We start from the raw sequence: 14,530 nt of genomic DNA on the forward strand, positions 1-14,530 counted from the left end.
GGGCCGGGGAGAGGCCTCCACTCCCGCGGCGGGCGGACCCCCGTAACGTGATGCGTCATGAGCACCACTCCGGCCCCGCTGACGGTCGCCATCCGGCGTTCCTGGGATGCCTCGCGCTACCTGTTCACCGGCATCGTGATCGCGCTGATCTCGTACCTGGGCACGTTCCTGGTGGTGGCGGCCTTGATGTTCGCCGCCGTGATCATCGGGCTGCCCGCGCTGCCCGAGGCCGCCAAAGTGCTGCGCCGGTTCGCGGAGTTCGAGCGGCGCAGGGCGGCCGCGAGGCTCGGTGTCCCGTTCGCACCGACGCCGTATCCGCCGTTGGACAGCGGCGAACTCTCCGAGCGGGTGCGGCGGGTCCTCACCGACCCGACGGTCTGGCGCGACGCGCTCTGGCTGCCCGTCCAGGCGCTCCTGGGCAACGTCATCGGTTACCTGGCGATGGTGCTGTGGCCGGTCGGGCTCCTGGTCGACGGGGCCTTCCTGTCCGTCGTGGACCTGCTGGACCGGCGCACCACCGACGAGTACGGGACGCCGCCGTCCGTGCGGCAAGGACTGGTGCTGCGCTGGCTTCCGGTGCTCGCCGACCTGTCGGCGAGCTGGACCCGTTCCCTGCTCACCTCCTCGCCGTCCACCGCACTCGCCGAGCGGATCGCCCAGCTGACCGAGAGCCGGGCCGGGGCGGTCGAGGCGCACGGCGCCGAACTGCGCCGGATCGAACGGGATCTGCACGACGGTGCCCAGGCCAGGATCGTCGCGCTGTCGATGCGCATCGGCCTCGCCAAGCAACTCCTCGACCGCGATCCGGCCGCCGCCCGCATCCGCCTCGACGAGGCGCAGGACGGCGCGGAGGAGGCCCTCGCGGAGCTGCGGCACGTGGTGCGCGGCATTCATCCGCCCGTCCTGACGGACCGCGGACTGGCAGGAGCGGTACGGGCGTTGGCCGCCGATGTCGGTGTGCCCGTCACCGCGGAGCTCGACGGCGTGGAGGACGGGCGGCGGCTGCCGGCCGCGATCGAGGCCGCCGCCTACTTCGTGATCGCCGAGGCCCTCACCAACATCAGCAAACACAGCGGCGCGACGGCGGCGACGGTACGGATCGACCGGACCCCCGGCACCCTGCGGGTGACCATCGGCGACGATGGTCACGGCGGCGCGGACGAACGCGCCGGCAGCGGGCTGGTCGGAATCAGGCGACGGATCGCCGCCCTCGACGGCACCACCCGCATCAACAGCCCCGTCGGGGGACCGACGGAAATCGGAGTGGAGCTGCCGTGCGGATCGTGATCGCCGAGGACAACGCGCTTTTGCGGGAGGGACTGATCCTGCTGCTCACCAGCTCGGGTCACGAGGTGGTGGCCGACGCGGCGACCGGCCCCGAGGTGCTGCCCGCCCTGCTGGAACACCGCCCGGACGCCGCCGTGCTCGACGTACGGCTGCCGCCCACCTTCCGCGACGAAGGGCTGCGCGCCGCACTCGCCGCCCGCGCGGAGATGCCCGACCTGCCGATCCTGGTCCTCTCGCAGTACGTCGAGGAGACGTACGCCGCCGAGCTGCTCGCCCAGGGTGCCCAGGGCATCGGCTATCTGCTGAAGGACCGGGTGGGCCGGGTCGACCAGTTCCTCCAGGCGCTCGACCGGGTGGCGGGCGGCGGCACGGCGCTCGACCCCGAGGTCGTGACCCAGCTGTTGACCCGCAAGTCGTCGGCCGAACCCCTGCAGAGCCTCACCCCGCGCGAGCGCGAAGTCCTGGAGCTGATGGCACAGGGCAAGGCGAACGGCACCATCGCCGCCGAACTGGTGGTGACGGAGCGGGCCGTGAGCAAGCACATCGGCTCGATCTTCGCCAAGCTCGGCCTCGAACCGGACGACGGTGCCGTGCACCGGCGGGTGCTCGCGGTGCTGGCGTATCTGGAGGGCAGGGGCACGCGCTGACGGCTGCGGGTCCCGTGGCGCGCGCGGGCGTGTGCCGGTCCTGTTGTGCGACGGGCGTCCGCTGGGCGCGCCGACGGCACAATGCCTCGCATGGACCTCGGCGACCTCGGCGACCTCAGCGATCTTGGAGACGTGGGCGATCCGGGTGACTTCACCGAGCCGACGGCCCGCGCCCTGCGCCTCGCCGTTCCCGGCCATCGCCGCATCCTCGGCATCGCGGGACCGCCCGGAGCCGGAAAGTCCACCCTGGCCGCACAGCTCGTGGACGCTCTCGACGGTCTCGCCGTCCTCGTTCCCATGGACGGCTTCCACCTCGCCCGGGCGGAGTTGGAGCGCCTCGGCCGCGCCGGGCGCAAGGGTGCCCCCGACACCTTCGACGCCGCCGGGTACGTGGCCCTGCTGCGGCGCCTGCGCCACCCGGAACCGGGCACCACCGTGTACGCCCCCGCCTTCGACCGCACCCTGGAGGAGCCGGTCGCCGGGGCCGTCCCCGTATCCCCGGACATTCCGCTGGTCGTCACCGAGGGCAATTACCTCCTGCACGACGAAGCTGCCTGGGCGTCCGTGCGCGGGCTGCTGGACGAGGCGTGGTTCCTGGCAGCCGATCCGGCTCTGCGGGTGCGCCGGCTTGTCGACCGGCACGTGCGGTTCGGCAAACCGCGGGCGTACGCGGAGCGCTGGGTGGCCGAGTCCGACGAGCCCAACGCGCGCCTGGTCGAGCGGGGCCGCTCCCGCGCCGACCTCGTCGTGCGGGCGCCCCGCGAAACCTGATTCCCGCTCGCACGGACCGGAGCGCACGGGCAGGATGCTGTATGCCGTGTCGCGTCGCCAGGAGGTCCCGCATGTCCAGCCCGAACCAGCCCGTACCGTTCACCGCCGAGGACTACCGGGCCCGGATGGCGCGCGCCGCCGAGACGGCCGCCGAGGCCGGGCTCGCGGGAGTGCTGGTCGCCCCCGGGCCCGATCTGGTGTACCTCACCGGCTACCAGCCCGTGAGCACCGAACGCCTCACCGTCCTCGTCCTCACGGCCGGCCAGGATCCGGTGCTCGTCGTCCCGACCCTGGAGGCCCCGGATGCCGAGAAGGCCGTCGGAGCCCCGGCCCTCACCCTGCGGGACTGGACCGACGGCAAGGACCCGTACGCCGTCACCGCCCCGCTGCTCGACGGCCGGGGCCGGTTCGGGATCAGCGACAACGCCTGGGCGATGCATCTGCTCGGGCTGCAGCGGACACTCCCGGGCACCTCGTACGTCTCCCTCACCGAAGCCCTGCCGATGCTGCGCGCGGTGAAGGACGCCCATGAGCTGGAGCGGATCGCGGCGGCCGGGGCCGCCGCGGACGCCACATACGGCGAGATCCTCAAAGTGCGTTTCGCCGGCCGCAAGGAGACCGACATCGCCGCCGATCTGGCCGACCTGCTCAAGCAGTTCGGGCACTCCCAGGTCGATTTCACCGTGGTCGGCTCCGGACCGAACGGTGCCAATCCGCACCACGAGGCGGGCGACCGCACCATCGAGCGGGGCGACATGGTCGTCCTCGACTTCGGCGGCCTCAAGCACGGCTACGGCTCCGACACCTCCCGCACGGTCCATGTCGGCGAGCCCACCGCCGAGGAGCAGCGGGTCCACGACATCGTGCGTGAGGCGCAGGAGGCGGGCTGCGACGCGGTCCGGCCCGGTGTCGCCTGTCAGGAGATCGACCGGGCGGCCCGCGCCGTCATCACCGAGTCCGGCTACGGCGAGCGCTTCATCCACCGCACGGGCCACGGCATCGGCGTCACCACTCACGAACCGCCCTACATGATCGAGGGCGAGGAGCAGCCGCTGGTGCCCGGGATGTGCTTCTCCGTGGAGCCGGGCATCTATCTGCCGGGCCGGTTCGGTGTCCGGATCGAGGACATCGTGACCGTGACCCAGGACGGTGGCCGGCGCCTCAACAGCACCGCGCGCGAACTGGCGATCGTCGAGTAGCCGGGCGCGGGGGCGCGGATCAGTCGTCGGCCAGCAGCACGCACGACTCCGGCGGGAGATGCAGCAGTCCGTCGTCGCCGGGGGCCTCCACCGGCTCCCACGCGGCCACGACCCTGCACGCGCCGCCCCGGCGCCGCCCGTCGCCCAGCGGAATCGCGGCCGGCTTCCCGTCGAGGTTGACGGCGATCCGCAGATCCCCCCTCCGGTACGCCAGCCAGCGCGCCTGTTCGTCGTGGGCGGTGCGCACCGACGCCAGGTCCGGGTCGGTGAGGTCGGGCAGAGTGCGGCGCAGGGCGATCAGCTCGCGGTACCAGGCGTGCAGACGGGCGTGCGGCTCCTGTGCCGGTTCGCTCCAGTCCAGGCAGGAACGGTTGCGGGTGGCCGGGTCCTGCGGGTCCGGAACGTCGTCCGCCGCCCAGCCGTGTGCCGCGAACTCCCGCCGCCTGCCGTTGCGGACGGCCTCGGCGAGCGCCGGATCGGTGTGGTCGGTGAAGAACTGCCAGGGCGTACGCGCGCCCCATTCCTCGCCCATGAACAGCATCGGGGTGAACGGACCGGTCAGTACCAGGGCGGCGGCGCAGGCCAGCAGGCCGGGGGAGAGGGCGGCGGAGAGCCGGTCGCCCTGGGCACGGTTGCCGATCTGGTCATGGGTCTGGGCGTAGCCGACGAAGCGGTGGGCCGGGGTGCGGGCGATGTCGACGGGGCGGCCGTGGGTACGGCCGCGGAAGCCGGAGTACGTGCCGTTGTGGAAGAAGGCGCTCGTCACGGTCTTGGCGACGGCGGCCAGCGGGGCCACGGCGAAGTCGGCGTAGTAGCCCTGGGACTCGCCGGTCAGCGCGGTGTGCAGGGCGTGGTGGAAGTCGTCGTTCCACTGGGCATGCAGCCCGATGCCGCCCGTGTCGCGCGGTGTCGTCGTCCGCGGGTCGCAGCGGTCGGATTCGGCGATCAGCGAGAGCGGACGGCCGAGTTCGGCGGCGAGCGCGTCGGTCGCCGTGGACAGCTCCTCCAGGAAGGTCAGAGCCCGGTCGTCGGCCAGGGCGTGCACGGCGTCCAGCCGCAGCCCGTCGAGCCGGTAGTCGCGCAGCCAGGCGAGCGCGCTGCCCAGCAGATACGCCCGCACCTCGTCCGAACCGGGCGCGTCGAGATTGACCGCCGCACCCCACGGCGTGTGGTGGGTCCCGGTGAAGTACGGGCCGAAGGCCGGGAGATGATTGCCGGACGGGCCGAGATGGTTGTGGACCACGTCCAGGACGACCGCGAGCCCGAGACCGTGCGCCGTGTCGACAAAGCGCTTGAGTCCTTCCGGGCCGCCGTACGGTTCGTGCACGGCCCAGAGCGACACCCCCTCGTACCCCCAGCCATGGGTGCCGGGGAAGGGGCAGACCGGCATCAGCGACACGTGGGTGATGCCGAGTTCGGCGAGGTGGCCGAGCCGGGCGGCCGCGGCGTCGAAGGTGCCCTCGCCGGTGTACGTACCGATGTGGAGCTCGTAGAGGACGGCGCCGGGGAGCCCGCGGCCCGTCCAGTCGTTGCGCCAGGTGTACGCCGAGTGGTCGACGACGGCGCTCTCGCCGTCCGGGCCGTCCGGCTGGCGGCGCGAGCGCGGGTCGGGCAGCACGCTCCCGCCGCCCGCGCCTTCGCCGGCCTCGCCCCCGTTCAGCACGAAGCCGTAGCGGTCCCCGTCCGACACCTCCGCGTCGGCCGTCCACCAGCCGTCCCGCAGGGCATCACGCCCCATCGCGTGCGGCGCACCCGCCAGTCGCAGTTCGACCGAGTCCGCATCCGGTGCCCATACCTCGAACAGCATGCAACGCTCCTCGTCTTCTCGCCCCCGTGCTCCATGGTCGGCAGTAGCCGCGGCGGCTGCCTCACGACACTGGATCGAGCCCGTTACTGGCGATTAAGGTCTGGTTCTGATCATTGCCCCGTCAGGTTCCGCTCAATACGCACTCCCTCTTACGGCTGTGGAGGCCCCACGCGCGACCTACGGCACCCGTCCGTACACCGCCTTCGGGGGTGACTTCGACGACGCCCCGGACACCTGGGCGGCCGGGACTCGCCGGTGCGGTGCCCCCGCGACCTGTTGAGGAGCGCTGAACAGCGACGGGGGAGTCAGGAGTCGCTGTCCCAGACCATGTCGAAGGCGCGCTCGAAGTTCACATACCCGAGGCGTTCGAAGGACTTCGCCATCGGGACGTTGCCGAGATCGGTCGCGGCCCGGATCCGTTCCGTGCCCTCCTGCGCGGCCAGCACCCTGGTTCCTTCGGCGAGGATGTCGTCGATGTACCCGTGGCCGCGCCAGTCGGGCAGCACGCCGATGTACGCGATGATCGGGTTGTAGTCGTTGCGCGCGGGGATCACGAACCCGACCGGCCCGCCGTCCGGGAGTTCGGCGATGCGCCACCACTCCCGCGGCGTCGCGTACCCCGCCAGCTCCTCGTCGTAGTGCTTCTCGGCCGCTTCCCGGGTGCCGAGTCCGGACTCCAGGTCGGCCCGGCCGTGGGCGTCGAGGGTGCCCTCCATCACCGGTGTCATCAGCGCGAGGAGGTCCTCCCGCCCCTCGACCGGGCGGAACCGCAGCCGGCCGCTGTCGGCGGGGACGGGCGTACCGGCGCGCCACTCCAGCCGCAGCCGCTCGACCAGCATCCGCGCACCGGAGCGCTCCATGACCCGGATCCGGGCCTCGACGACATCGCGGGCCGCCGGGTCCTCGCGCCAGTCCGACGGTACGTAGCGTCCGTACTCGGGTCGCGGGGCGCCGGCCGGCACGACCGCCGACGTCGCCGCCTCCAGCAGCCGCAGGCCCGCCTCGCCGCGCTCGGGCTCGGGCAGGCTGTCGTCGAGGTCGAAGATGTCGAGGAACTGCGGCGTGCCACCGTCCCGGCTCCACCACGCGATCCGCGCCACCACCCGCTCGCCGCGCAGCGCCACCCACATCCATTCGGGCCGGCGGCGCCCGCTCTCCAGGTCCTCCACGAGTTCGTGGTCGAGGACGTACGAAAGCCGGCGGAAGAGCCCGAGCTCCTGCGGGCCGGTGAGCGGACGGATGGTCAATTCTGTTGGTGCTGAGGCCACACGATCTCCTTGAAGTGCGCGGAAGCCTTCCGGCGGTCGCCGGAGGGCCCGCGGCGGCAGACAGTAGCAACGTCCGCCCGGCGACACCCCGGAATTCCCGAGTGGGTGTTCCGCGCCGGCCAGGAGGGCGGCACACGGGGTTGCGAGCTGCTGTCGGTTTGCTGAACTGACGTGCGTTGCAGTGAGCAGGAGTGAGTCCTGTCGGCGGCTTCGCGGGGCGGGAACGGTTCTTCTGGACACCCCGGGGCGGTCGGCCCGACAATTGGCCGTGTGACCTCCCCCTTCGAGTTCCACACGTACCCCGCGCGGCTGTCCGACGCCCAGCGCGACCGTGTTCTCGGCGTACTCAGAGACGGCGCGGCACAGGGCAAGCTGTCCCACGACACCTTCATGCGGCGCATGGAGCTGGCCCTCACCGCCCGGCGCTCGGAGGAGCTGGCGGCGCTCACCGCCGACCTGGAGAGCCGAGGCCGATGGTCACGGCGGGTACTCCGGGTGGTGAGCGGAGTGTCCGGCTTTCCCGGCCGGGTACGCAGGGTCTGGCAGACCGAACGGCTGCCGACGCTCCTGCTCCCCGCCCCGAGCCCGTACCCCCTGCGGATCGGCCGCGATCCGGGCAACGGGCTGCGGCTCAACCACGAGACCGTCTCCCGGCTCCACGCGGAACTCACCGCGCAGGGCGGCAGCTGGCTGCTGCGCGACCTCGGCTCGACCAACGGCACCTGTGTCAACGGACAACGGGTCATCGGCACGGTCCCGGTCCGGGAGGGGGACCAGGTGAGCTTCGGCCGCATGAGTTTCCGGCTCTCCGCGCCGGTCCTCGGCCCTCCCGCCCGCTGACTCGGTCTTCAATCCCGCCGCCGACAGGCCGACCTCGTCGAGGAGTTCTGCCGCTGGCTGCCCGCCGGTTCCACGCCCGGCATGCCCGCCCGCTCGTACCTGCCCCGGCCGTCCCGCACCGGCAGGGGCACCGCCGTCACCCCCTGCGCCCGGCACACCGGACTCCGCGAGACCGCGCTCGCCTCCTTCCTCGCCAGCCTGCTGGACGCCCCCCGACCTGCTGGACGCCCCCGACCTGCTGGACGCCCTGCGCATCGAACCCGCCCTGGCCGACCGGGCCTGCGCGCCCTGCTCGACGCGATGCCCCGGATCCGCCGGGCGGACGGGTTCCGCCCGGCCGGCACCGGGCTGCTCACGCGCGGTCCACGAACCCTTCTCGTCCGACCCGGCTGAGCAGCGCCACCGGCCTCTCGGCGAACAGTTCGACCATCGCGACCGTGGCCCCGGTGAACTTCCGGCCGGGTGACAGCAGATCGGTCCACGGCCCGTCGTCCGGCAGCGCCAGCTCCGTCCCGTGCCAGCCGCCCGACTCCGCCAGCCGCAGCGACAGCCTGGTCACCGCGGTCACCACCTCGCCCGAGCGGCAGAAGGCCAGACAGTGCGCGGCCGCCGGACCACGGGCGCTCAGCGGGGTGTACGTACCCGACTCACCGAACACCTCGGGCCGCTCGCGCCGCAGCCGCAACGCCACCGCCGTGAGCTCGCCCTTCTCGCTGGAGGCCCCGTCCGCGGGTGCGTGACGGAACGGCCGCCGGTTGTCCGGGTCGACCAGCGCCACGTACTCCCGTTCCGTGCCCTGGTACAGATCCGGCACACCCGGCATGGTCAGCTGCACCAGCGCCGCACCGAGCACATTGGCCCGCACGTACGGGACGAGCATGCCCGCGAACCGTTCCAGCGCCTCGCGCACCGGACCGTCTTTCGCGGCCGGTCCCGCCGCGACGAAGTCCGTCACCGCCCGCTCGTACGCCGGATCCGGCTCGGTCCAGCCGGTGCAGAGCCCCGCCTCGCGGACCGCCTTCAGCAGCGCGGGCTCCAGCCGCCCCGCCCTCTCCCGGGCCGGCAGCTCCGCGCAGCCGTAGGCCGTCTGCCAGGCGTGCCAGGCCAGCTGCGCGTCGGGCGCGGCCGTCGGAATCAACCGCTCCAACTCCACCAGCAGCCAGGACCACTGGTCCGGACACTCCGTCAGCACCGCGATCCGGGACCGTACATCGGCACTCCGTTTGGTGTCGTGGGTGGTCAGCGCCGTGCCCGAGGCGGGCCAGTCGCGCGCCAGCCGGGCGCAGAACGCGTGGAACTCGTCCGGTGTCACCGCCGGATGCCCGGGATCGCCGCCCACCTCGTTGGCCGAGATCAGCGGAACGTACCGGTAGAACGCCATGTCCTCGACCGACTTGGCGCGCGACGCCGACGCCGTCTGGGCGAACCGGGTGCAGAACGCGGTCCGGTCGGGACCCCCGCCCAGCCGTCCCAGTGCCAGGTCCCGCACCACGTCCACGGCCGCCGCCTCCTCCGGAACGGAGAACGCCGCCTTCGCGTCCCGCACGACCGCGTCGGGGAGCGTCGCCCGGGCCGCCTCCGTGCAGGGTCCGCCGGCCGTCACGTACGGGCGGTAGACGGGTACGCGCACGAGCAGTTCGCGCACGGCCGCGTGCAGCGCCCACGGGGCGTGGTCGCGCAGCGCGGGATCCCCGGCGCAGATGCGTACGGCGAGCCGGGTCAGCAGCGCGGTCTCGGCAGCCAGCTCATGCGTCACCACCCGGTACGCGGCGCGGCGGACGGTCGACGTCCAGTCACCGCCGCGGTTCCCGGCCGGTCCCGCGTATTCCCGGTAGCGGCCGATCAGCTCCGCCGCGCCCATCGGATCGACGAAGAGGCCGTCGATCCGATGGAGCGCGTCGTACCCGGTCGTCCCCGCGACGGCCCAGTCCGCGGGCAGGGGTTCGGCACCGGTGAGGATCTTCTCCACCACCGTCCACCGCCCGCCGGTCGCCGCCGAGAGCCGCTCCAGAAAGGCCGCGGGATCGGCGAGCCCGTCGGGGTGGTCGACGCGCAGCCCGTCGACCACCCCGTCCCGGACCAGTTCGAGGATCTTGCCGTGGGTGGCGGCGAAGACCTCCGGGTCCTCCACCCGCACCCCGATGAGGTCGGAGATGGTGAAGAACCGGCGGTAGTTCAGCTCCGTACGCGCCAGCCGCCACCAGCCGAGCCGGTAGTGCTGGGCATCCAGCAGTTCGGGCACGGGAAGGTGGGCGGTGCCCGCCCGGAGCGGGAACTCCTGTTCGCCGTGGCGCAGCACCTCCCCGTCGACCCGGAACCGGCCGATCTCGTCGCCGACCGGCCCGGCGAGCACCGGCAGCAGCACCTTGCCGCCGCCCGCCGCCCAGTCGATGTCGAACCAGCGCGCGTACGGGGATCCGGCGCCCTCGCGCAGTACCTCCCACAGCGCGCGGTTGAGGCGGGGAACGGCGGCCATGTGGTTCGGCACGATGTCCACGATCAGCCCGAGCCCGTGCTCACGCGCCGTACGGGCCAGCTCCCGCAGCCCCTCCTCCCCGCCGAGTTCGGCGCGTACCCGGCCGTGGTCGACGACGTCGTACCCGTGTCTGGAGCCGGGAACGGCTTCGAGGACCGGGGACAGATGCAGATGGGAGACGCCGAGCGCGGCGAGATACGGCACGGTGTGCGCGGCGGCCGAGAACGGGAAGTCCGGCTGGAGCTGGAGCCGGTAGGTGGCGGTGGGCGTCATGCGCCGTTACGTACCCGGACCACGGCCTTCTGTGTCACGGAACGCCGCAAAGGGCTCGACCGGCGGTGTCGTCGGCCGTCGGCCCGGATGCCGGCCGGGAGCTACGCCGGCCGCTGCAGCACCGCCATGCTCCGCCCGACCAGCGTCACCCGTTCGCCCGCCGACACCTTGGGTCCGGAGCGGGGCAGGACCCCGGCGGGGCGGGCCGTGTCGACCACGACCATCCACTGCCGTCCGTGGTTCACCGGAACGGAGAACTCCAGCGTCTCGGCGCTCGCGTTGAACATCAGCAGGAACGAGTCGTCGGAGATCCGCTCGCCGCGCTGCCCCGGCTCGGAGATCGCGTGGCCGTTGAGGAAGACCGTCAGTGCCTTGGCGTGCGCGGCTTGCCAGTCCCGCTGCGTCATCTCGCGGCCCGCGGGCGTGAACCACGCGATGTCCGAGAGCTCGTCGTGCGTGCCTTCGACCGGCCGTCCGTGGAAGAACCGGCGGCGGCGGAAGACCGGATGGTCGCGGCGGAGCCAGACCATCGCCCGGGTGAACTCCAGCAGGCTGCTGCCCAGACCGTCCGTCTCGGCCACAGCGTCCTCGTCCGTGCCGTCCGCGTCGCCCGTCGCGGCCTCGGCGGGGTCGGGCCAGTGCACCCACGACAACTCGCTGTCCTGGCAGTACCCGTTGTTGTTGCCCCGCTGCGTGCGCGCGAACTCGTCTCCGTGGCTCAGCATCGGCACCCCCTGCGACAGCATCAGCGTGGCGATGAAGTTCCGCATCTGCCGCATCCGCAGCTCCAGCACGTCCGGCTGGTCCGTCTCGCCCTCCGAGCCGCAGTTCCAGGACCGGTTGTGGCTCTCGCCGTCCCGGTTGCCCTCGCCGTTCGCCTCGTTGTGCTTGTCGTTGTACGAGACCAGGTCATGCAGGGTGAACCCGTCGTGGCAGGTGGTGAAGTTGATCGAGGCGAGCGGCCGCCGTCCGTCGTCCTGGTACAGGTCCGACGACCCGGTCAGCCGCCCGGCGAACTCGGCGAGGGTCCTCGGCTCGCCCCGCCACAGATCCCGCACGGTGTCCCGGTACTTGCCGTTCCACTCGGTCCACAGCGGCGGGAAGTTCCCCACCTGGTAGCCGCCCTCGCCCACGTCCCACGGCTCGGCGATCAGTTTCACCTGGCTGACCACCGGGTCCTGCTGCACCAGGTCGAAGAACGACGACAGCCGGTCGACCTCGTGGAACTGCCGGGCCAGAGTGGCCGCCAGATCGAAGCGAAAGCCGTCCACGTGCATGTCCGTGACCCAGTACCGCAAGGAGTCCATGATCAGCTGGAGCACGTGGGGCGACCGCATCAGCAGGGAGTTCCCGGTGCCCGTGGTGTCCGTGTAGTACCGCTGGTCGTCCGCGAGCCGGTAGTACGAGGCATTGTCCAGGCCGCGGAAGGAGAGCGTCGGACCCAGGTGGTTGCCCTCCGCGGTGTGGTTGTAGACCACGTCGAGGATCACCTCGATGCCCGCCTGGTGCAGCGACCGCACGGCCTGCTTGAACTCCAGCACCTGCTCACCCCGGTCGCCCCAGGAGGCGTACGCGTTGTGCGGGGCGAAGAAGCCGATGGTGTTGTAGCCCCAGTAGTTGGCCAGCCCCGCGTCCATCAGCCGGTGGTCCTGCACGAACTGGTGCACCGGCATCAATTCGATCGCCGTGACGCCCAGTTCCGTCAGATGGGCGATCACCTCCGGATGGGCCAGCCCCGCGTACGTGCCGCGCAGTTCCTTCGGCAGCGCCGGATGGAGCATCGTCAGGCCCTTCACATGGGCCTCGTAGATCACCGTGCGGTGGTAGTCCGTACGGGGCCGCCGGTCGTCGCCCCAGTCGAAGTACGGGTTGACCACGACGGAGGTCATGGTGTGCGGCGCCGAGTCGAGATCGTTGCGCGCGTCGGGCCGGCCGAACGGATAGCCGTACACCGCCTCGCCCCACCGGATCTGCCCCGCGACGGCCCGGGCATACGGATCGAGCAGCAGTTTGGCCGAATTGCAGCGGACGCCGCGCTCCGGTTCGTAGGGACCGTGGACCCTGAATCCGTACCGTTGCCCGGGCATCACCCCGGGCAGGTAGGCATGACGGACGAACGCGTCGGTCTCCCTGAGTTCCACCGCCGTCTCGGAACCGTCGTCGTGCAGAAGGCACAACTCGATTCGGCTGGCGGCCTCCGAGAAGACCGCGAAGTTGGTCCCGGCGCCGTCGTACGTGGCGCCGAGCGGATACGCCTGTCCCGGCCAGACCTGCATAGGTTCGACTCTTCCACTTCTGATCCGGGTGTCTGGGGCTTGCGGGCTGCTTGAGCCAGATCTTCCCCGAAAGAGGTGCGGCTGCCTAGGACGTCGCGCGGTCCGGTCAACATCGGGCACCTCCGTGTCGCCCGAAAACGGAATCAGGGGCTCCGAGCCGGTCGCGGGCCCCCGCAGAGAGCCGGGGACAGGGGGTCCAATCACTATGAATCCGCTCACTACGGCAGATCTTGCCCCTGGGAACATGCCTGCGTCACACAGGAGTTGACGAAGCAGCCTGTGCATCCGGCTGCACCGGATCCCGCTCGCGGAGTACCCTTCCTTGATCGTTGGTGGGGGAGCGGAAGGCGGTGCGCGGGTGAGCTCGGGAGGGTTCGAGCTGCCTCCAGGTGACACAGGTCACGAGGGGGAATCCACCGATGCCCCGCCCGGGGCGGTCTCACTTGCGCGGCCCATGGAGATCGGCGCGGAGCTGGACTGGGGAGCGGACGCCTGGAGCGAGGTGCGTATGCGCGCCCAGCGGGCCGGGCGTGCCTACATCTGGCTGAATCTCGTGGAGCAGCGGCTGCGTGCCGTGGTCGCCGCGGTGCTCCGGCCCATCTACGAGCCGGTCCATGGCGAGGACTGGGTGGTGGCCGCAGCCGGGCCTGCCGGGCAGGAGTGGGTGCAGCGCGCCGTCGCCGTACGCGAGGTCTCCCGCCGCAAGGGCTATCTACTGGACCCGGCCGACGACAATGTGCTCAGTTTTCTCACGCTGCCGCAGCTGCGTGAGCTGATGGTCCAGCACTGGCCGTGCTTCGAGGCGTACTTCGACGACCGGCGCGAGGTCGAGCTGGCGCTCGACGAACTGGAGGTCGCCCGCAATGTGGTCTCCCGCAACCGGGCCCTGAACGAGGCGGTCCTCGCCCAGGCCGAGCGCGCCTCGGCCCGGCTCCTGGAGATTCTGGGCAACGGCGCGGTGGTCCCCTCGGCCGACCGGCTTCCGGTCGACGCCGTCGAGGAGCTGGTCGGTGACCGGTACGCGGATGTGGTCTCCGTCCATTCCGACCGGGTGCGGCTCCAGCGCCAGCTGCCCGCCGAGGATCTCTTCGGCGGTTCACGCCGCCTCGACGCGATCGGCATAGGACTCAATCTGCTGGTGCAGAACTTCTCCGGCCGCAGGCTGATCCGGCTCGCCGAGTCGGGCTGCCGGGTCCGGCTGCTCTTCATCAACCCGGCGAGCAGCGCGGTAAAACGCCGTGAGCGGGAGCTGGGCCTCAAGAAGGGCGAGCTGAGCCGGTCGGTGGAGATGAACATCCTCCATATGCGCCGGGTCCGCTCCAAGCTGCGTGACCCGGGCGCGTTCGAGATCCACGTCTTCGACGAGACGCCGCGTTTCACGGCCTATCTGGTGGACGGCGACGGGACGGACGCGGTCGGGGTCGTCCAGACGTATCTGCGGCGCGCACGCGGCATGGAGGCGCCCGTGCTGGTTCTGCGGGGCGGCGGGCGCGCGGTGGTCCGGGCGGGGCAGGACAACGAGCGCGGGCTGTTCGAGACGTACCGCGAGGAATTCGAGTCGGTCTGGACGGACTCCCGGCCCGTCTCCTGACGCCCCTTCCAGCGTTGTCAGTGGTGCGTGCGAAGGTGGTCATCACATGGGGGAACGCACCACAGAAGGAGGTACGGGATGAGCTGGCACCAGAA

At 71.7% G+C, this 14,530-nt stretch carries 10 protein-coding genes; 6 read left to right on the forward strand and 4 right to left on the reverse strand.

Annotation, left to right across the window (positions count from 1 at the left end; genetic code table 11):
* Positions 1-57: 57 nt before the first annotated feature.
* From ACF08M_RS23850 to ACF08M_RS23865, 4 genes are all read left to right on the forward strand, one after another.
* A complete protein-coding gene (locus ACF08M_RS23850; protein WP_392187293.1) occupies positions 58-1,287 on the forward strand; it encodes a sensor domain-containing protein in 1,230 nt (409 codons plus the stop codon).
* Positions 1,275-1,934, forward strand: a complete 660-nt coding sequence (locus ACF08M_RS23855; RefSeq protein ID WP_392187294.1) for a LuxR C-terminal-related transcriptional regulator — start codon at positions 1,275-1,277, stop codon at positions 1,932-1,934. The genes ACF08M_RS23850 and ACF08M_RS23855 overlap by 13 nt, the downstream gene beginning before the upstream one ends.
* Positions 1,935-2,024: 90 nt before the next feature.
* A complete protein-coding gene (locus ACF08M_RS23860) occupies positions 2,025-2,705 on the forward strand; it encodes a nucleoside/nucleotide kinase family protein (protein ID WP_392187295.1) in 681 nt (226 codons plus the stop codon).
* Between the two features lie 71 nt (positions 2,706-2,776).
* Positions 2,777-3,904: an aminopeptidase P family protein gene (locus tag ACF08M_RS23865; RefSeq protein ID WP_392187296.1), complete on the forward strand. Its 1,128-nt coding sequence runs from the start codon at positions 2,777-2,779 to the stop codon at positions 3,902-3,904.
* Positions 3,905-3,923: 19 nt separating this feature from the next.
* Here ACF08M_RS23865 and treZ read toward each other — a convergent pair whose 3' ends face one another.
* Entirely contained in the window at positions 3,924-5,711 is a 1,788-nt protein-coding gene (treZ, locus tag ACF08M_RS23870; RefSeq protein WP_392187297.1) for a malto-oligosyltrehalose trehalohydrolase, read from the reverse strand.
* 305 nt (positions 5,712-6,016) lie between these two features.
* Complete coding sequence (locus tag ACF08M_RS23875) at positions 6,017-6,979, reverse strand: GNAT family N-acetyltransferase (RefSeq protein ID WP_392187298.1); 963 nt, start codon at positions 6,977-6,979, stop codon at positions 6,017-6,019.
* A 270-nt stretch (positions 6,980-7,249) separates the two neighbouring features.
* Between ACF08M_RS23875 and ACF08M_RS23880 the strand changes: the two genes are divergently transcribed.
* Positions 7,250-7,819 (forward strand): FHA domain-containing protein, encoded by a 570-nt coding sequence (locus tag ACF08M_RS23880; RefSeq protein ID WP_392187299.1) that lies wholly within the window; start codon positions 7,250-7,252, stop codon positions 7,817-7,819.
* Between the two features lie 352 nt (positions 7,820-8,171).
* On the opposite strand, the gene treY is transcribed toward ACF08M_RS23880, so the two are convergent.
* Together treY and glgX are read right to left on the reverse strand one after the other, a co-directional pair.
* Complete coding sequence (gene treY / locus ACF08M_RS23885) at positions 8,172-10,568, reverse strand: malto-oligosyltrehalose synthase (RefSeq protein WP_392187300.1); 2,397 nt, start codon at positions 10,566-10,568, stop codon at positions 8,172-8,174.
* Positions 10,569-10,669: 101 nt separating this feature from the next.
* Entirely contained in the window at positions 10,670-12,844 is a 2,175-nt protein-coding gene (glgX, locus tag ACF08M_RS23890; protein WP_392187301.1) for a glycogen debranching protein GlgX, read from the reverse strand.
* 358 nt (positions 12,845-13,202) lie between these two features.
* Here glgX and ACF08M_RS23895 point away from each other — a divergent pair, with 358 nt between their 5' ends.
* Positions 13,203-14,435, forward strand: a complete 1,233-nt coding sequence (locus ACF08M_RS23895; protein WP_392187302.1) for an SAV2148 family HEPN domain-containing protein — start codon at positions 13,203-13,205, stop codon at positions 14,433-14,435.
* Positions 14,436-14,530: the final 95 nt, after the last annotated feature.

It is taken from the genome of Streptomyces sp. NPDC015032, assembly GCF_043080425.1.
Classification (GTDB): domain Bacteria; phylum Actinomycetota; class Actinomycetes; order Streptomycetales; family Streptomycetaceae; genus Streptomyces.

What these genes read in the sequence shown, in the direction of transcription:
- ACF08M_RS23850 (WP_392187293.1), top strand. Translation starts at nt 58, where the DNA reads ATGAGCACCACTCCGGCCCCGCTGACGGTCGCCATCCGGCGTTCCTGG.
- glgX (WP_392187301.1), bottom strand. Translation starts at nt 12,844, where the DNA reads ATGCAGGTCTGGCCGGGACAGGCGTATCCGCTCGGCGCCACGTACGAC.
- treY (WP_392187300.1), bottom strand. Translation starts at nt 10,568, where the DNA reads ATGACGCCCACCGCCACCTACCGGCTCCAGCTCCAGCCGGACTTCCCG.
- ACF08M_RS23860 (WP_392187295.1), top strand. Translation starts at nt 2,025, where the DNA reads ATGGACCTCGGCGACCTCGGCGACCTCAGCGATCTTGGAGACGTGGGC.
- treZ (WP_392187297.1), bottom strand. Translation starts at nt 5,711, where the DNA reads ATGCTGTTCGAGGTATGGGCACCGGATGCGGACTCGGTCGAACTGCGA.
- ACF08M_RS23865 (WP_392187296.1), top strand. Translation starts at nt 2,777, where the DNA reads ATGTCCAGCCCGAACCAGCCCGTACCGTTCACCGCCGAGGACTACCGG.